We start from the raw sequence: 14,737 nt of genomic DNA, 5'->3' as shown, positions 1-14,737 counted from the left end.
CTTCTATCGTCAAACCATTTGACGCGGACCGGTAATGTTCTTACTACGCACTACAAACAAAACGTCGGGTCAAACGAGTTGACCCGACATCAAGATTACTTCTCTAAACCAGCAGGCGGCCAGTTTTCTAACTTCATGCCCAAAGACAAACCGCGAGAAGCCAATACTTCTTTGATTTCGTTCAAAGATTTGCGACCCAAGTTTGGTGTCTTCAACAATTCGTTTTCGCTACGCTGGATCAAATCACCAATGTAGTAAATATTTTCTGCTTTCAAGCAGTTTGCTGAACGCACTGTCAATTCCAAATCATCGACTGGACGCAACAGGACTGGATCAACCGCAGGTGCACGTGATGGTGCTTCTGCAGCCGCTTCTGTACCTTCCAAAGCCGCAAATACGTGCAACTGATCTACCAAAACGCGAGCAGATTGGCGAATCGCTTCTTCTGGTGTGATCACACCGTTTGTTTCGATGTTGATGATCAACTTGTCTAAATCTGTACGTTGTTCAACACGAGCAGATTCAACAGAGTAAGAAACACGACGTACTGGCGAGAAAGACGCATCCAAAATAATACGACCAATAGTTTTGTTCGCATCTTCGGACAAACGACGTACGTTACCAGGAACGTAGCCACGACCTTTTTCTACTTTGATTTGCATATCCAATTTGCCGCCAGCGGTCAAATTCGCGATCACGTGATCTGGATTAATCAGTTCTACGTTATGTGGCAAATCGATGTCGGAAGCCAATACTGCGCCTTCGCCTTCTTTTTTCAAAGTCAAAGTAACTTCATCACGTTCGTGCAACTTGAAGACCACGCCTTTCAAGTTCAACAAAATATCAACGACGTCTTCTTGTACTCCATCGAGAGTTGAGTATTCATGAACGACGCCAGCGATAGTCACTTCAGTTGGTGCATAACCAACCATAGAAGACAACAAGACGCGACGTAAAGAGTTACCGAGCGTATGACCGAAACCACGTTCAAATGGCTCCATCACTACTTTTGCTGAGCCAGGGCCCAACATTTCAACGTCGATAATACGAGGCTTAAACAGATTGTTTTGCATGATTTGTCCTTTTCAATACCCTCGGCTCGTTACACCGATAAGGCTGATGGCAAAAAGAAAAAAGCCTGCCCATCGTAAAATGGGCAGGCGGTGAAACTAAATATTAACGTGAGTACAATTCAACGATCAAAGATTCATTGACATCGTGAGCGATATCGCTACGATCTGGCATAGACTTGAACGTACCTTCCATTTTCTTCGCATCAACAGAAACCCAAGATGGCATACCAACTTGTTCTGCTAAAGACAAAGCTTCAACGATACGTGTTTGCTTTTTCGCTTTTTCACGAACTGCAACTACGTCACCAGCTCTCACTTGGAAAGAAGCGATGTTTACAACGGTACCGTTTACTGTGAATGCTTTATGGCTAACCAATTGACGTGCTTCTGCGCGTGTGGAGCCAAAACCCATACGGTATGCAACGTTGTCCAAACGAGATTCCAACAACTTCAACAAAGTTTCGCCAGTGTTACCTTTTTGACGATCCGCTTCAGCGAAATAACGACGGAATTGACGCTCTAAAACGCCATACATACGTTTAACTTTTTGCTTTTCGCGCAATTGATTACCGAAGTCAGAAGTACGTGCGCCAGATTTCGCGCCGTGTTGACCTGGTTTTACATCTAATTTGCATTTGGAGTCCAAAGAGCGACGTGCGCTTTTCAGAAACAGGTCCGTGCCTTCGCGACGGGATAATTTTGCTTTAGGTCCGATATAACGTGCCACAGTAATTTCCTTTAAAAATGACGCAGATGCCGTTAAACAAACTGCGCTAGTCTGATCTACCTGCTATCAGACAGTGGTCTTATTAAACAAGATGTAAATAAGAATGATAAACGTATAAAAATACGAAAGACAAAACCCACCAATTGAATTGGCGGGCTGCATTCTAACATGATTGCTAGAATTATCCAAAGCTTAGCCTAAGCTAAGCGATGAATTAGATACGACGACGCTTTGGAGGACGGCAACCGTTATGTGGTACTGGCGTAACGTCTTGAATCAAAGAGATCTTGATACCCAAATTATTCAAAGCACGCACAGAGGACTCACGACCTGGGCCTGGGCCTTTGATACGTACTTCAAGATTTTTGATACCGCATTCTACCGCAACTTTACCAGCTGCTTCTGCCGCAACCTGCGCTGCGAAAGGTGTAGATTTACGAGAGCCTTTAAAACCTTGACCACCAGCTGTTGCCCAAGACAATGCATTGCCTTGACGATCAGTGATCGTGATGATGGTGTTGTTGAAAGATGCGTGAACGTGTGCGATACCTTCAGCAACATTTTTCTTAACTTTTTTACGAGCGCGAGCTGCCGCTGCGTTATTTTGTGCTTTTGCCATAATTGGTTCCTTGAATCCAGCTTACTGGATTATTTCTTCAATGATTGCGCTGCTTTACGTGGGCCTTTACGTGTACGTGCGTTAGTACGTGTACGTTGACCACGAACAGGCAAACCTTTGCGATGACGCAGACCGCGGTAGCAGCCTAAGTCCATCAAACGCTTGATGTTCATCGAGATTTCACGACGAAGATCACCTTCAACGACGTATTTTGCAATACTGTCACGAAGCTTTTCTAACTCGTTGTCGTCCAGATCTTTGACCTTTTTAGTGGTCGGAACACCCGTTGCTGCACAGATATCTGCTGCGCGTGGGCCGCCAATACCATAGATAGCTTGTAAGCCGATTACGGTATGCTGATGATTTGGGATATTAACCCCTGCTATACGTGCCATTCGTTATTCCTCGTTCAATAACGTTAATTAACCTTGGCGCTGTTTATGGCGTGGTTCTGTGCAAATAACACGAACAACACCTTTGCGCTTGATGATCTTGCAGTTGCGGCAAATCCGCTTAACTGATGCGAGAACTTTCATTTTTGCCCTCTTCCCTTCTAGTTCAATTTAATTTACTTGGTCCTGAACACAATACGTGCTCGGCTCAAATCATAAGGCGTCAATTCTACTGTTACCTTATCACCAGGTAGGATGCGAATATAGTTCATTCGCATTTTTCCTGAAATATGGCCAAGCACAACATGCCCATTTTCCAACTTAACTCGAAATGTTGCATTCGGAAGATTCTCTAGAATCTCTCCCTGCATCTGTATAACGTCGTCTTTTGCCATTCGATCTGCTGTTCCTCTGGGTGCTTACCGTGAAGGCATGCCGCCCTTGAAATTTGCTTTACGAAGAAGCGATTCGTATTGCTGTGACATTACATAATTCTGCACTTGAGCCATAAAGTCCATCGTAACCACCACAATAATCAACAGCGAAGTGCCGCCAAAATAAAATGGTACTTTCCAATGGGCGATCAGCAACTCCGGTAACAAGCAAACTAATGCAATATATACCGCACCAATCAAAGTCAAACGCATCAAGATCTTGTCTATGTAACGCGCAGTCTGGTCACCAGGACGAATCCCTGGAACAAACGCACCACTCTTCTTCAAATTATCTGCTGTTTCTTTGCTGTTAAATACCAACGCAGTGTAGAAGAAGCAGAAGAAGATAATCGTTACAGCGTATAGCAATGCATGAACCGGCTCCCCTGTTGTTAAGGAACTTGCTAAATCTTGCAAGAACCGAACAAAACCAGAATTCTGATCTTCTGCTCCCTTTGCAAACATGCCAGTAATCGTGGCAGGCAGCATAATAATAGAGGAAGCAAAAATCGGAGGAATCACACCTGCCATGTTTAACTTGAGTGGTAAATGACTGCTTTGACCACCATACACTTTATTGCCAACTTGACGCTTCGCATAATTCACCAGAATCTTACGTTGACCGCGCTCTACGAACACGACCAAATAAGTCACTGCAGCAACCATCACGCAAATTACCAGAGCAGAAAATGCTTGCATAGAACCAGTGCGTACTAACTCGAATAAACCAGCTAACGCTCCGGGCAAACCTGCCACGATACCAGCGAAAATGATAATAGAAATACCGTTCCCAAGACCTCGTTCGGTGATTTGTTCACCCAACCACATCAGAAACATCGTGCCAGTTACCAGAGTAACGACAGTCGTAAATCTAAACGCCACACCAGGATCTAATACCAAACCTGCTTGCGTCTCTAAGCCAAAAGCAATAAAGAAAGCCTGCACAATACCTAATACTAAAGTGCCGTAACGCGTGTACTGAGTGATCTTACGACGACCAGACTCGCCTTCTTTCTTCAAGGCTTCTAGCTGCGGGGAAACTACTGACATCAACTGCATAATGATCGATGCAGAAATGTACGGCGTAATTCCCAGCGCCAAAATTGTGAAGCGAGACAAAGCACCACCAGAAAACATATTAAACATTCCCAAAATACCATTTTGGTTTTGCTTAAATAAATCTTCCAATACCTTTGGATCAATTCCAGGAACAGGTATATGTGCGCCTATCCTATATACAACCAGTGCTGCTAGCAAAAACCACAGTCTTCCCCAAGGAAAACCACTTGCAGCACTTTTAGTTTGTTGAGGAGATGTTGCCAATTATTGCTCCAGAAGTTCGCAATGAATGTTGACTTAAGCGACAGAGCCGCCAGCAGCTTCGATCGCAGCCTTCGCACCTTTGGTAGCGATTAAGCCATTCAAAGTTACTTTCTTTGTGATCTCACCTGACAAAATCACGCGAACTACACGTGCCAATTCAGAAACGACACCAGCTTGCTTCAAAGCCAAGATATCGATTTCTGTGACTGGTAAACTTTCCAAGTCAGACAAACGAACTTCTGCTTTGTATGGTGTTGCCAAAGATTTGAAACCACGCTTAGGCAAACGGCGTTGCAAAGGCATTTGACCGCCTTCGAAACCGACTTTATGAAAGCCGCCAGTACGAGATTTCTGACCTTTGTGACCACGGCCAGACGTTTTACCTAAACCAGAACCGATACCGCGACCAACACGACGTTTTGCGTGTTTAGCACCATCAGCTGGTTGGATTGTATTTAATTCCATAATTTGCTCCGATCGCAAACCCGAAGGCTTACGATACAACCTTCACAAGATACGAGACTTTATTGATCATACCGCGCACTGCTGGTGTGTCCTCTAACTCAGAAACTGAGTTAACACGACGCAAACCTAAGCCACGCACTGTCGCACGATGTGACTCGCGCGTACCGATCAAACCCTTGACCAATTGTACTTTTACTGTTTTAGTCATTGCGATCACCTTAGCCCAAAATTTCTTCAACGGACTTGCCGCGTTTCGCTGCGATCTCAGCTGGAGTGCTCATTTTTGCCAAACCGTTCAAAGTTGCACGAACCATGTTGTATGGATTTGTGGAACCGTTAGATTTTGCAACAACGTTAGTAACACCCAACACTTCGAAAATAGCGCGCATTGGACCACCAGCGATCACACCAGTACCTTCTTTAGCTGGAGAGATCATGACCGAAGATGCACCATGCTTACCAATAACGGTGTGTTGCAAAGTACCGTTTTTCAAAGTCACTTTGATCATTTTACGACGCGCTTCTTCCATCGCTTTTTGTACAGCTACAGGAACTTCTTTCGATTTTCCCTTACCCATACCGATGCGGCCATCGCCATCACCAACAACTGTCAGCGCTGCGAAGCCCATGATACGACCACCCTTAACCACTTTGGTTACGCGGTTGATCGCGATCATTTTTTCGCGCATGCCATCATCCGGCTTGTCGGCTGCTGTTTTTGCTTGCATTTTTGCCATGACAATATTCCTTAGAACTTCAAGCCGGCTTCACGCGCAGCTTCCGCCAACGCCTTCACACGACCGTGGTAACGAAAACCGGAGCGATCAAACGCGACTTCGGTAACTCCTGCTTTCAATGCTTTTTCCGCAACGCGCTTACCAATCAAAGTGGCTGCCGCAGCATTACCACCGTGCTTAGATGCCGCTGCCAATTCTGCACGCACTTCAGCTTCCACTGTAGAAGCAGATGCCAATACTTTGGAATCTGCATCAATGATGCTAGCGTAGATGTGAGAGTTCGTACGGTGCACAGATAAACGTGTGACCTTGAGCTCTGCGATCTTGGCACGGGTTTGAGTCGCGCGGCGCAGACGTGATTGTTTCTTATCCATCGTCTAACCCCTATTACTTCTTCTTGGTTTCTTTAATCACAACCACTTCATCCGCGTAGCGGACACCCTTGCCTTTATAAGGCTCTGGGCTGCGGTATGCACGAACTTCTGCTGCGACCTGACCAACCTTCTGCTTATCCACACCTTTAATGAGGATTTCAGTTGGAGTTGGCGTTGCACATGTCACGCCAGCAGGCATGTCGTGTACGACAGGATGAGAAAAACCCAAGGAGAGATTTAACTTATCGCCTTGCGCTTGCGCTTTGTAACCAACGCCTACCAATGTCAGCTTACGCTCGAAGCCTTTTGTTACGCCAGTCACCATATTGTTGACCAGTGCACGCAAAGTACCTGTCATTGCATTCGCTTCACGGCTGTCGTTCGCTGGACTAAAATTCAACGAACCACCTTCGTTAGCCACAGACACTAAGCCGTTTAAGCCTTGTGTCAATACGCCCATAGGGCCTTTTACTGTAATCGCCGCTGCGGAGATGGCAACTTCTGCACCTGCTGGCAACGCGATTGGCATTTTACCTACTCGAGACATCTTGCACTCCTTAGGCGACGTAGCAAATAACTTCGCCACCGACACCGGTTGCGCGCGCTTTGCGGTCAGTCATAACGCCCTTAGGTGTGGACACGATGGCCACGCCCAAACCGTTCATTACACTTGGGATCTCGTCTTTACCTTTGTAAATACGCAGACCTGGACGTGAAACACGTTCCAAGCGCTCAATAACAGGACGTCCTGCATAATATTTCAAACCGATTTTCAATTCAGATTTACCAGCAGCTTCTACTACTGCGAAATCCTCAATGTAGCCTTCGTCCTTCAGTACGTTTGCAATTGCAACTTTTACCTTTGAGGACGGCATCGCGACGGCAGTCTTTTGAACAACTTGCGCGTTACGGATGCGGGTCAGCATATCGGCGATAGGATCGCTCATACTCATTGCTTATTCTCCTATTACCAGCTAGCTTTAGTCATACCCGGGATTTCACCACGCATGGCGAATTCACGGACTTTAATACGGCCCAAACCAAACTTACGGAATGTGCCACGTGGACGACCTGTCAAAGTGCAGCGATTGCGCTGACGAGTCGGATTAGAATTACGCGGCAATGCCTGCAACTTCAAACGAGCTAAATAACGCTCTTCTTCAGTTTTTGATTGGTCATCAATGATGGCCTTCAATTCGGCGCGTTTGCCGGCGAATTTCTTCACCAAATCTGCACGCTTTTGCTCACGATTAATCAGTGCCAATTTTGCCATGGCGACCTCAGTTTCTGAACGGAAATTTAAATGCGGCGAGAAGCGCTTTTGCTTCTTCGTCGGTCTTAGCTGTCGTAGTAATACTAATGTTCATACCACGCAACGCGTCAATCTTGTCGTACTCGATCTCAGGAAAAATGATCTGTTCCTTAACACCGATATTGTAGTTACCACGACCGTCAAATGCGCGACCAGAAACGCCGCGGAAGTCACGAACGCGTGGCAAAGCTACAGTCACGAAACGATCCAAGAATTCGTACATGTGTGCGCCACGCAATGTGACCATACATCCGATTGGATAGCCTTCGCGGATTTTGAAACCAGCGATCGCTTTACGTGCTTTAGTTACGACAGGTTTTTGACCTGCAATCTTCGTCAGATCGCCAACAGCATGCTCGATAACTTTCTTATCAGCAATCGCTTCGGACAAACCCATGTTCAGGGTGATCTTCAAGATGCGAGGAACTTCCATTGGAGACTTGTAAGAGAATTTCTCAGTCAAATCTGCAACGATTTTATCTTTATATAATGCTTGTAGACGGGCCATGACTTTATGCCTTCACAACTTCGCCAGTGGACTTATAGACGCGGACTTTCTTACCATCCACAACCTTAAAGCCTACACGGTCTGCCTTACCAGATGCAGCGTTAAACAACGCAACATTGGAAACATGAATCGGCATCAATTTATCAACGATGCCACCAACTGCTCCAGTCATTGGGTTAGGCTTAGTCGCTTTTTTAGCAACATTAACACCTGCAACAACAACGTAATTTGCATCAAAGCATTGCTGCACTTGACCGCGCTTACCTTTGTCTTTACCCGTCAAGACGATGACTTCGTCGTTTTTACGAATCTTATTCATCACGACTCCTTACAGCACTTCAGGAGCAAGCGAAACGATCTTCATGAAACGCTCAGTACGCAGTTCGCGTGTTACTGGGCCGAAAATACGTGTTCCGATTGGCTCGAGCTTTGCATTTAACAACACTGCAGCATTGCCGTCGAACTTCACCAAAGAGCCATCCTGACGACGAACACCTTTAGCAGTGCGAACTACAACTGCATTGTAAATTTCACCTTTTTTCACGCGACCGCGTGGAGCAGCGGATTTCACTGTGACTTTAATAACGTCACCGATCCCTGCATAACGACGCTTAGAACCGCCCAACACTTTAATGCACAAAACTTCGCGCGCACCAGTATTGTCAGCCACTTCTAGCCGGCTTTCTGTTTGAATCATATTGTTCTCTTTCCCAACTTAATCCACACAATCCGCACATTGCAAATCTGTAGTCAGTCTTGGTCCCGCCAGCCAACCCATTTATTGTCAGACGCCCTTAGAAGCACAAATAACAACATACGAGTCAACCGATTAGGTGGACGATTTTTTAACCACTCTCAAAATGCTGACCTGAGAGACATTTAGGCTGTCATTCGCATACTTTGCAAATGACAGCCCATCATTATTACATCAAAAAACGATTACTGCAACAACTTTTATAAAACTGGCGCAACTTGTACAACGCGAGTCAATGTCCATGCCTTTGTTTTGGAGATTGGACGACCTTCTTGAATCTCGACTGTGTCACCGGCTTTTGCTTGGTTTGCTTCATCGTGCGCATGATATTTCGCAGTACGTACAATGATCTTACCGTACAAAGGATGCTTAACGTGACGCTCAACTAAGACTGTCACTGTTTTATCCATTTTGTCGGAAACAACTTTGCCAATCAATGTGCGCTTCAGTGCAACTTTAACTTGATCGTTCATTATTTGGCATCCTTCTGATTCATGACTGTTTTAACTCGGGCGATGTCACGACGAACTTTTTTGAGTTGCGAAGTGTTATTCAATTGTTGCGTAGCAATTTGCATGCGCAAGCTGAATTGTGCCTTCAACAAATCATTCAATTCTTTCGTCAAAGCTGCGGAGTCTTTGCCTTGGAGTTCAGATACTTTCATTTACAACTCCCTATTAAGTGCCGACTTGACGTACGACAAACGTTGTCAACAATGGTAATTTAGCAGCTGCTAAGCGGAAAGCTTCGCGCGCCAACGCTTCATCAACGCCGTCCATTTCGTACAACATCTTACCTGGTTGAATCTCGGCGACGTAGTACTCTGGATTACCTTTACCATTACCCATACGAACTTCAGCTGGCTTCTGAGAAATTGGTTTATCTGGGAAAATACGAATCCAGATACGGCCACCACGTTTGATATGACGAGTCATAGCGCGACGTGCAGCTTCAATTTGACGTGCAGTAATACGACCACGTGCAATTGACTTCAAACCAAATTCACCGAAGGAAACTGCTGTGCCACGATCATGGGAAATACCCTTGTTGCGGCCTTTTTGTTCCTTACGATATTTTCTGCGTGCTGGTTGCAGCATGATTATTCTCCCGCTTTCTCAGCTGATACTGCGCCGTCAGCTGCTTTTGTGCGAACACGTTTAGCTGCTGGTGCTGCACCAGTTGGAGTTTGACCTTCAGGGCGCTTCGCACGTGGACGGCTGTTTGGCTTGCCATCTTCACGACGTGGGCCACGACGTTTTTTGTCGTCTTCTGGTGCGGATTCGATTACTGGTGCATCGCCATTTGCTAAGCGATCGCCTTTGTAAACCCATACCTTAACGCCAATAATACCGTATGTCGTAGACGCTTCACTTGTACCGTAGTCGATATCAGCGCGCAATGTATGCAGAGGCACGCGGCCTTCACGATACCATTCTTTACGTGCGATTTCGATACCATTCAAACGACCACTAGACATGATCTTGATACCCTTAGCACCGAGACGCATTGCATTTTGCATCGCACGTTTCATCGCGCGACGGAACATAATACGTTTTTCAAGTTGCTGAGAGATAGAATCAGCGATCAATTGCGCATCGATTTCTGGCTTACGAATTTCTTCGATATTTACGTGCACAGGCACGCCCATGATCTTGCCCAAATCCGCTTTCAAGGATTCGATATCTTCGCCTTTTTTACCAATCACAACGCCTGGACGGGAGCTGTAAATAGTAATACGTGCGTTTTTAGCTGGACGCTCAATAGTGATACGACCTACTGATGCATTTTTCAGTTTCTTTTTCAAGTAGTCACGTACTTTGATATCTTCGCTCAACATGGAGGCAAAGTTACCATTGCCTGCATACCAGCGAGAAGACCAATTACGTGTTACCGCCAAACGGAAACCGGTTGGATGTATCTTCTGTCCCATCGTGACTCCTTAGTTACCAACAGTCACATAAATGTGACAGGATTGTTTAGAGATACGATCACCGCGACCTTTTGCACGCGCTGTGAAGCGCTTCAAAATTGGTCCTTTTTCGACATAAATCGTCGTCACTTTCAATTCATCGATATCAGCGCCATCATTGTGTTCAGCATTCGCAATTGCGGATTCCAACACTTTCTTGATGATAGTTGCGCCTTTTTTCGGGCTGAAAGCTAAGATGTTTAATGCTTGATCGACTTTCTTACCACGGATCAAGTCTGCAACCAAGCGACCTTTTTGCTCGGACAGACGTACACCCTTCAATATTGCTTTGGTTTCCATATTATCTCTTCGCTTTCTTATCCGCGATATGACCTTTAAATGTGCGAGTCAATGCGAATTCGCCCAATTTATGGCCTACCATGTTTTCAGAAACGTACACAGGTACGTGCTGCTTACCATTGTGCACAGCGATTGTCAGACCGATGAAATCAGGCATGATAGTCGAACGACGTGACCAAGTTTTGATTGGCTTTTTGTCTTTAGTTGCTTGCGCAGCTTCGACTTTCTTTACCAAATGGGCGTCACAAAACGGCCCTTTTTTAGCTGAACGTGTCATGTGTTACCCCTTATTTCTTGCCACGGCGTGAGACGATCATGGAAGTCGTACGCTTATTGCGACGTGTCTTCTTACCCTTAGTTTGCTGACCCCATGGAGAAACTGGATGACGTCCTGCTGCTGTCTTACCTTCACCACCACCGTGTGGGTGATCGATAGGATTCATGACAACACCGCGAACTGTTGGGCGAACACCGCGCCAACGCATCGCACCAGCTTTACCAATCTTACGGAGGTTATGCTCACCGTTACCGACTTCACCGATAGTTGCACGGCATTCGATATGGATACGACGTACTTCACCAGAGCGCAAACGCACTTGAGCGTATGTACCTTCGCGAGCCATCAACACCACGCCAGCACCAGCAGTACGAGCAATCTGCGCACCCTTACCTGGCAACATTTCTACGCAATGCATAGTTGTACCAACTGGGATATTGCGGATTGGCAAGCAGTTACCAGATTTGATTGGCGCTTGAGAGCCATTCATGATCTGATCACCAGCAGCCATACCTTTGGATGCAATGATGTATGCACGTTCACCGTCCGCATAGCACAACAATGCGATGTGCGCTGTACGGTTAGGATCGTATTCAATGCGTTCAACTTTCGCAGGAATACCATCTTTAGAACGCTTAAAATCGACTACGCGATAATGCTGCTTATGACCACCGCCAATATGACGTGTAGTAATATGACCGTTGTTGTTACGACCAGCAGTTTTATTTTTCTTTTCCAACAAAGCAGCAAACGGACGGCCTTTATGCAAGCCTTCTGTTACCACTTTAACCATACCACGACGGCCTGGTGAGGTTGGCTTCATCTTAACGAGTGCCATGCTTATGCCCCCTCGGTAAAGTTAATTTCTTGACCTGGCTTCAAACATACAAAAGCGCGCTTTGTATGATTGCGACGGCCATTAAATTTACCAGTACGTTTTTGTTTGCCCAAGCGGTTAGCTACTTGCACAGATTCAACTTGAACCTTAAACAGCAACTCAACAGCAGCCTTGATTTCTGGCTTAGTTGCATCTGGCATCACCAGGAAAACAACTTGCTCGTTTTTCTCTGCAACCATTGTTGCTTTTTCAGAGATCACCGGAGCCAGCAACACCTTCATCAGGCGTTCTTCACTATGCTTGATTACGCTCATGCCAGCATCTCCTCAATCTTTGTCAAGGCCGCTTTAGTGATCAACACTTTCTTGTAGAACACCAAAGAAACTGGATCAGCATAACGTGGCTCAACAACCAAAACGTTAACCAGATTGCGAGCAGCCAACATCAAGTTTTCGTTGAAGTCTTCAGTAATAATCAATACTGAATCCAAGCAACCCATTGTCTTCAATTTTTCAGACAACAACTTAGTTTTTGGCGCATCAACAGTCAAACTGTCAACAACATTCAAACGACCTTCACGAGCCAACTGAGATAAGATCGAGCAGATACCTGCGCGATACATCTTCTTGTTAACTTTGTGAGAGAAGTTCTCATCAGGAGAGTTAGGGAAAGCACGACCGCCTCCACGCCACAATGGTGAAGATGACATACCAGCACGAGCACGACCCGTACCTTTTTGACGCCATGGCTTCTTAGTTGTGTGGTGAACTTCGTCACGACCCAATTGTTTGCGGTTACCACTGCGAGCATTCGCTTGGTAAGCAACAACAACTTGATGGATCAAGGCTTCATTGTAATCGCGACCAAAAATAGTATCTGGTGCAGCGACGTTAGAAGCAGATTGACCGTCTGCATTTAGGAGCTTCAGTTCCATAGATTAAGCCCCCTTCTTTGCTTTGACTTTAACAGCTGGCGATACAATCACCTGACCGTTTTTCGCGCCTGGGATAGCACCTTTCACCAACAACAATTGGCGATCAGCATCTACACGAGCGATAACAAGATTTTGCACAGTACGAGTAACATCACCCAAGTGACCAGTCATGCGCTTGCCTGGAAAAACGCGACCAGGATCTTGCGCCATACCGATAGAACCAGGTACGTTATGTGAACGTGAGTTACCGTGCGTTTGACGACCAGATGCGAAGTGGTGACGCTTAATAGTACCGGCATAGCCCTTACCAATTGTCACACCTTGCACGTCGACTTTTTGACCAGCTTCGAACAAACCAACAGGCACAACATCGCCTGCTTTGAGTTCAGCAGCTTTAGCAGCGTCAACACGGAATTCTTTTAAGACAGTACCAGCTTCCACGCCCGCTTTTGCGAGGTGACCTGCAGCCGCTTTAGTTACACGGGATGCACGGCGCTGACCGAATGTCACCTGAACAGCGGAGTAACCGTCTGTTTCAGGAGTTTTGATTTGTGTCACGCGGTTGTTTGATACATCTAATACTGTGACTGGAATTGAATCACCGTCTTCAGTAAAGATACGCATCATACCAACCTTGCGACCAACTAGGCCCAAGCTCATTGTTTTCTCCATTCTCACCTACGATTGGGTGAGGCTGATGTTTAGAAACTTACTTTTAAAACTTAAAAATAGACAAGCCAAAGCCTATCAAAATTTAAGCTTTCGATTTTAACCCGAATATTTTCCACTTACAAGAAAAATTTATTTGAAAATAGAAAAAATTATGGTATGTCAGTTTTTTTACTGGCGCCATTTAATTTCAACAACTTGAAATCAATCACCCCAATGTATCTGACGACACTTAATAATGCGAAAAATTTCATTTCAGGGATGCGGAACTAGGCGCCTCCCGCAGCAATACTTAAGTATTGCGAGGACAAGCAACAACGGCCTGCGCCCTACAATGAGATTTATCGCTTTATTAATTATTGCAATTTGATTTCTACGTCGACACCTGCTGGCAAGTCGAGCTTCATCAATGCGTCAACAGTTTTATCTGTAGGATCAACGATATCCATCAAACGCTGATGCGTGCGGATTTCAAATTGATCACGGGAGGTTTTATTGACGTGCGGGGAACGCAATACGTCGAAACGTTGAATACGTGTTGGCAAAGGAACTGGCCCCTTAACAACAGCACCGGTACGCTTAGCTGTTTCTACGATTTCCAAAGCTGATTGGTCGATCAATTTGTAATCGAACGCTTTCAAGCGAATACGGATTTTTTGATTTGCTGTAGACATGATATTTCCTGTAAAGAACGAGCCACGATGTAGTAAATGTGGCATTTTTAACAAAGAGCGCTTATTACGACCGCTAAAACAAAACGGCTGTCGCACTAAAAAAGCACGACAGCCGACTAGTGTACACCAAATTTCAAATTTCTCTAAATTTTATCGTGATTACTCAAGATTAAACTTCAGAGCTTAATTCAAAATATATTACTCGATGATTTTAGCAACAACACCAGCACCAACAGTACGACCACCTTCACGAATAGCGAAGCGCAAGCCTTCTTCCATCGCGATCGGGTTGATCAACTTAACAGTGATAGAAACGTTATCACCTGGCATCACCATTTCTTTATCCTTCGGCAACTCG

29 protein-coding genes are annotated in these 14,737 nt (G+C 45.5%); all 29 read right to left on the bottom strand.

The annotated features are described in order from the left end of the window. Positions 1–95: 95 nt before the first annotated feature. On the bottom strand, positions 96–1,073 hold the full coding sequence (locus tag IE103_RS17915; protein ID WP_186892603.1) for a DNA-directed RNA polymerase subunit alpha: 978 nt from the start codon (positions 1,071–1,073) through the stop codon (positions 96–98). A 103-nt stretch (positions 1,074–1,176) separates the two neighbouring features. Continuing rightward, entirely contained in the window at positions 1,177–1,800 is a 624-nt protein-coding gene (gene rpsD, locus IE103_RS17910; protein WP_189347755.1) for a 30S ribosomal protein S4, read from the bottom strand. 214 nt (positions 1,801–2,014) lie between these two features. Further along, entirely contained in the window at positions 2,015–2,419 is a 405-nt protein-coding gene (gene rpsK, locus IE103_RS17905; protein ID WP_186892601.1) for a 30S ribosomal protein S11, read from the bottom strand. 29 nt (positions 2,420–2,448) lie between these two features. Beyond that, positions 2,449–2,814 carry a 30S ribosomal protein S13 gene (gene rpsM, locus IE103_RS17900; protein ID WP_186917419.1) on the bottom strand — a complete coding sequence of 122 codons (366 nt, stop codon included), beginning with the start codon at positions 2,812–2,814 and terminating at the stop codon, positions 2,449–2,451. Between the two features lie 27 nt (positions 2,815–2,841). Then, positions 2,842–2,955: a 50S ribosomal protein L36 gene (rpmJ, locus tag IE103_RS17895; RefSeq protein ID WP_014004415.1), complete on the bottom strand. Its 114-nt coding sequence runs from the start codon at positions 2,953–2,955 to the stop codon at positions 2,842–2,844. A 32-nt stretch (positions 2,956–2,987) separates the two neighbouring features. Beyond that, on the bottom strand, positions 2,988–3,206 hold the full coding sequence (gene infA, locus IE103_RS17890) for a translation initiation factor IF-1 (protein WP_005663428.1): 219 nt from the start codon (positions 3,204–3,206) through the stop codon (positions 2,988–2,990). 24 nt (positions 3,207–3,230) lie between these two features. After that, positions 3,231–4,568: a preprotein translocase subunit SecY gene (gene secY, locus IE103_RS17885; protein WP_189347753.1), complete on the bottom strand. Its 1,338-nt coding sequence runs from the start codon at positions 4,566–4,568 to the stop codon at positions 3,231–3,233. A gap of 33 nt (positions 4,569–4,601) precedes the next feature. Further along, positions 4,602–5,033: a 50S ribosomal protein L15 gene (rplO, locus tag IE103_RS17880; protein WP_189347751.1), complete on the bottom strand. Its 432-nt coding sequence runs from the start codon at positions 5,031–5,033 to the stop codon at positions 4,602–4,604. Between the two features lie 28 nt (positions 5,034–5,061). Beyond that, positions 5,062–5,241: a 50S ribosomal protein L30 gene (rpmD, locus tag IE103_RS17875; RefSeq protein WP_189347749.1), complete on the bottom strand. Its 180-nt coding sequence runs from the start codon at positions 5,239–5,241 to the stop codon at positions 5,062–5,064. A gap of 10 nt (positions 5,242–5,251) precedes the next feature. Further along, a complete protein-coding gene (gene rpsE, locus IE103_RS17870) occupies positions 5,252–5,770 on the bottom strand; it encodes a 30S ribosomal protein S5 (protein WP_186917415.1) in 519 nt (172 codons plus the stop codon). A gap of 11 nt (positions 5,771–5,781) precedes the next feature. Beyond that, positions 5,782–6,144 carry a 50S ribosomal protein L18 gene (gene rplR / locus IE103_RS17865; protein ID WP_189347748.1) on the bottom strand — a complete coding sequence of 121 codons (363 nt, stop codon included), beginning with the start codon at positions 6,142–6,144 and terminating at the stop codon, positions 5,782–5,784. A gap of 13 nt (positions 6,145–6,157) precedes the next feature. Continuing rightward, positions 6,158–6,691: a 50S ribosomal protein L6 gene (gene rplF / locus IE103_RS17860; protein ID WP_189347746.1), complete on the bottom strand. Its 534-nt coding sequence runs from the start codon at positions 6,689–6,691 to the stop codon at positions 6,158–6,160. A 10-nt stretch (positions 6,692–6,701) separates the two neighbouring features. Continuing rightward, positions 6,702–7,097 carry a 30S ribosomal protein S8 gene (gene rpsH, locus IE103_RS17855; RefSeq protein WP_189347744.1) on the bottom strand — a complete coding sequence of 132 codons (396 nt, stop codon included), beginning with the start codon at positions 7,095–7,097 and terminating at the stop codon, positions 6,702–6,704. A 14-nt stretch (positions 7,098–7,111) separates the two neighbouring features. Beyond that, entirely contained in the window at positions 7,112–7,417 is a 306-nt protein-coding gene (gene rpsN / locus IE103_RS17850; RefSeq protein WP_189347742.1) for a 30S ribosomal protein S14, read from the bottom strand. 7 nt (positions 7,418–7,424) lie between these two features. Beyond that, entirely contained in the window at positions 7,425–7,964 is a 540-nt protein-coding gene (gene rplE / locus IE103_RS17845; RefSeq protein ID WP_189347740.1) for a 50S ribosomal protein L5, read from the bottom strand. Positions 7,965–7,968: 4 nt separating this feature from the next. After that, positions 7,969–8,283 (bottom strand): 50S ribosomal protein L24, encoded by a 315-nt coding sequence (rplX, locus tag IE103_RS17840; protein ID WP_189347738.1) that lies wholly within the window; start codon positions 8,281–8,283, stop codon positions 7,969–7,971. A 9-nt stretch (positions 8,284–8,292) separates the two neighbouring features. Further along, complete coding sequence (rplN, locus tag IE103_RS17835) at positions 8,293–8,661, bottom strand: 50S ribosomal protein L14 (RefSeq protein ID WP_006464924.1); 369 nt, start codon at positions 8,659–8,661, stop codon at positions 8,293–8,295. 257 nt (positions 8,662–8,918) lie between these two features. Next, positions 8,919–9,191 (bottom strand): 30S ribosomal protein S17, encoded by a 273-nt coding sequence (gene rpsQ / locus IE103_RS17830; protein ID WP_186892589.1) that lies wholly within the window; start codon positions 9,189–9,191, stop codon positions 8,919–8,921. After that, on the bottom strand, positions 9,191–9,382 hold the full coding sequence (gene rpmC / locus IE103_RS17825) for a 50S ribosomal protein L29 (RefSeq protein ID WP_186892588.1): 192 nt from the start codon (positions 9,380–9,382) through the stop codon (positions 9,191–9,193). The genes rpsQ and rpmC overlap by 1 nt, the downstream gene beginning before the upstream one ends. Before the next feature lie 13 nt (positions 9,383–9,395). Next, positions 9,396–9,815: a 50S ribosomal protein L16 gene (gene rplP, locus IE103_RS17820; protein ID WP_186892587.1), complete on the bottom strand. Its 420-nt coding sequence runs from the start codon at positions 9,813–9,815 to the stop codon at positions 9,396–9,398. A 2-nt stretch (positions 9,816–9,817) separates the two neighbouring features. Continuing rightward, the gene (rpsC, locus tag IE103_RS17815; protein WP_189347736.1) at positions 9,818–10,648 is read right to left on the bottom strand and encodes a 30S ribosomal protein S3; all 831 of its coding nucleotides are present in this window, start codon (positions 10,646–10,648) and stop codon (positions 9,818–9,820) included. A 9-nt stretch (positions 10,649–10,657) separates the two neighbouring features. Beyond that, positions 10,658–10,987 (bottom strand): 50S ribosomal protein L22, encoded by a 330-nt coding sequence (gene rplV / locus IE103_RS17810; RefSeq protein WP_186892585.1) that lies wholly within the window; start codon positions 10,985–10,987, stop codon positions 10,658–10,660. Between the two features lies 1 nt (position 10,988). Beyond that, complete coding sequence (gene rpsS, locus IE103_RS17805; protein ID WP_186917405.1) at positions 10,989–11,264, bottom strand: 30S ribosomal protein S19; 276 nt, start codon at positions 11,262–11,264, stop codon at positions 10,989–10,991. 10 nt (positions 11,265–11,274) lie between these two features. Next, on the bottom strand, positions 11,275–12,102 hold the full coding sequence (gene rplB / locus IE103_RS17800; RefSeq protein ID WP_189347734.1) for a 50S ribosomal protein L2: 828 nt from the start codon (positions 12,100–12,102) through the stop codon (positions 11,275–11,277). Positions 12,103–12,104: 2 nt separating this feature from the next. Continuing rightward, entirely contained in the window at positions 12,105–12,416 is a 312-nt protein-coding gene (rplW, locus tag IE103_RS17795; RefSeq protein WP_186892582.1) for a 50S ribosomal protein L23, read from the bottom strand. Next, positions 12,413–13,036 (bottom strand): 50S ribosomal protein L4, encoded by a 624-nt coding sequence (rplD, locus tag IE103_RS17790; protein ID WP_186892581.1) that lies wholly within the window; start codon positions 13,034–13,036, stop codon positions 12,413–12,415. The genes rplW and rplD overlap by 4 nt, the downstream gene beginning before the upstream one ends. A 3-nt stretch (positions 13,037–13,039) precedes the next feature. After that, positions 13,040–13,696: a 50S ribosomal protein L3 gene (gene rplC, locus IE103_RS17785; protein ID WP_189347732.1), complete on the bottom strand. Its 657-nt coding sequence runs from the start codon at positions 13,694–13,696 to the stop codon at positions 13,040–13,042. A 365-nt stretch (positions 13,697–14,061) separates the two neighbouring features. After that, positions 14,062–14,379: a 30S ribosomal protein S10 gene (gene rpsJ, locus IE103_RS17780; protein ID WP_186892579.1), complete on the bottom strand. Its 318-nt coding sequence runs from the start codon at positions 14,377–14,379 to the stop codon at positions 14,062–14,064. A gap of 198 nt (positions 14,380–14,577) precedes the next feature. After that, on the bottom strand, positions 14,578–14,737 hold a 160-nt coding region (locus IE103_RS17775), incomplete at its 5' end, for an EF-Tu C-terminal domain-related protein (RefSeq protein ID WP_463315753.1).

This window comes from Affinundibacterium macrobrachii (assembly GCF_014652415.1).
Lineage (GTDB): Bacteria > Pseudomonadota > Gammaproteobacteria > Burkholderiales > Burkholderiaceae_D > Undibacterium > Undibacterium macrobrachii.
This window is presented reverse-complemented; position numbering and strand designations above follow the sequence as displayed.

What these genes read in the sequence shown, in the direction of transcription:
- rplD (WP_186892581.1), bottom strand. Translation starts at nt 13,036, where the DNA reads ATGGAACTGAAGCTCCTAAATGCAGACGGTCAATCTGCTTCTAACGTC.
- rpsH (WP_189347744.1), bottom strand. Translation starts at nt 7,097, where the DNA reads ATGAGTATGAGCGATCCTATCGCCGATATGCTGACCCGCATCCGTAAC.
- rpmC (WP_186892588.1), bottom strand. Translation starts at nt 9,382, where the DNA reads ATGAAAGTATCTGAACTCCAAGGCAAAGACTCCGCAGCTTTGACGAAA.
- rplN (WP_006464924.1), bottom strand. Translation starts at nt 8,661, where the DNA reads ATGATTCAAACAGAAAGCCGGCTAGAAGTGGCTGACAATACTGGTGCG.
- rplC (WP_189347732.1), bottom strand. Translation starts at nt 13,696, where the DNA reads ATGAGCTTGGGCCTAGTTGGTCGCAAGGTTGGTATGATGCGTATCTTT.
- IE103_RS17915 (WP_186892603.1), bottom strand. Translation starts at nt 1,073, where the DNA reads ATGCAAAACAATCTGTTTAAGCCTCGTATTATCGACGTTGAAATGTTG.
- rplX (WP_189347738.1), bottom strand. Translation starts at nt 8,283, where the DNA reads ATGAATAAGATTCGTAAAAACGACGAAGTCATCGTCTTGACGGGTAAA.
- rpsE (WP_186917415.1), bottom strand. Translation starts at nt 5,770, where the DNA reads ATGGCAAAAATGCAAGCAAAAACAGCAGCCGACAAGCCGGATGATGGC.
- rpsQ (WP_186892589.1), bottom strand. Translation starts at nt 9,191, where the DNA reads ATGAACGATCAAGTTAAAGTTGCACTGAAGCGCACATTGATTGGCAAA.
- rplO (WP_189347751.1), bottom strand. Translation starts at nt 5,033, where the DNA reads ATGGAATTAAATACAATCCAACCAGCTGATGGTGCTAAACACGCAAAA.
- rpsC (WP_189347736.1), bottom strand. Translation starts at nt 10,648, where the DNA reads ATGGGACAGAAGATACATCCAACCGGTTTCCGTTTGGCGGTAACACGT.
- rpsN (WP_189347742.1), bottom strand. Translation starts at nt 7,417, where the DNA reads ATGGCAAAATTGGCACTGATTAATCGTGAGCAAAAGCGTGCAGATTTG.
- rplP (WP_186892587.1), bottom strand. Translation starts at nt 9,815, where the DNA reads ATGCTGCAACCAGCACGCAGAAAATATCGTAAGGAACAAAAAGGCCGC.
- rplW (WP_186892582.1), bottom strand. Translation starts at nt 12,416, where the DNA reads ATGAGCGTAATCAAGCATAGTGAAGAACGCCTGATGAAGGTGTTGCTG.
- rplF (WP_189347746.1), bottom strand. Translation starts at nt 6,691, where the DNA reads ATGTCTCGAGTAGGTAAAATGCCAATCGCGTTGCCAGCAGGTGCAGAA.
- rpsK (WP_186892601.1), bottom strand. Translation starts at nt 2,419, where the DNA reads ATGGCAAAAGCACAAAATAACGCAGCGGCAGCTCGCGCTCGTAAAAAA.
- rpmD (WP_189347749.1), bottom strand. Translation starts at nt 5,241, where the DNA reads ATGACTAAAACAGTAAAAGTACAATTGGTCAAGGGTTTGATCGGTACG.
- rpsS (WP_186917405.1), bottom strand. Translation starts at nt 11,264, where the DNA reads ATGACACGTTCAGCTAAAAAAGGGCCGTTTTGTGACGCCCATTTGGTA.
- rpsJ (WP_186892579.1), bottom strand. Translation starts at nt 14,379, where the DNA reads ATGTCTACAGCAAATCAAAAAATCCGTATTCGCTTGAAAGCGTTCGAT.
- rplR (WP_189347748.1), bottom strand. Translation starts at nt 6,144, where the DNA reads ATGGATAAGAAACAATCACGTCTGCGCCGCGCGACTCAAACCCGTGCC.
- rpmJ (WP_014004415.1), bottom strand. Translation starts at nt 2,955, where the DNA reads ATGAAAGTTCTCGCATCAGTTAAGCGGATTTGCCGCAACTGCAAGATC.
- rpsM (WP_186917419.1), bottom strand. Translation starts at nt 2,814, where the DNA reads ATGGCACGTATAGCAGGGGTTAATATCCCAAATCATCAGCATACCGTA.
- infA (WP_005663428.1), bottom strand. Translation starts at nt 3,206, where the DNA reads ATGGCAAAAGACGACGTTATACAGATGCAGGGAGAGATTCTAGAGAAT.
- rplV (WP_186892585.1), bottom strand. Translation starts at nt 10,987, where the DNA reads ATGGAAACCAAAGCAATATTGAAGGGTGTACGTCTGTCCGAGCAAAAA.
- rplE (WP_189347740.1), bottom strand. Translation starts at nt 7,964, where the DNA reads ATGGCCCGTCTACAAGCATTATATAAAGATAAAATCGTTGCAGATTTG.
- rplB (WP_189347734.1), bottom strand. Translation starts at nt 12,102, where the DNA reads ATGGCACTCGTTAAGATGAAGCCAACCTCACCAGGCCGTCGTGGTATG.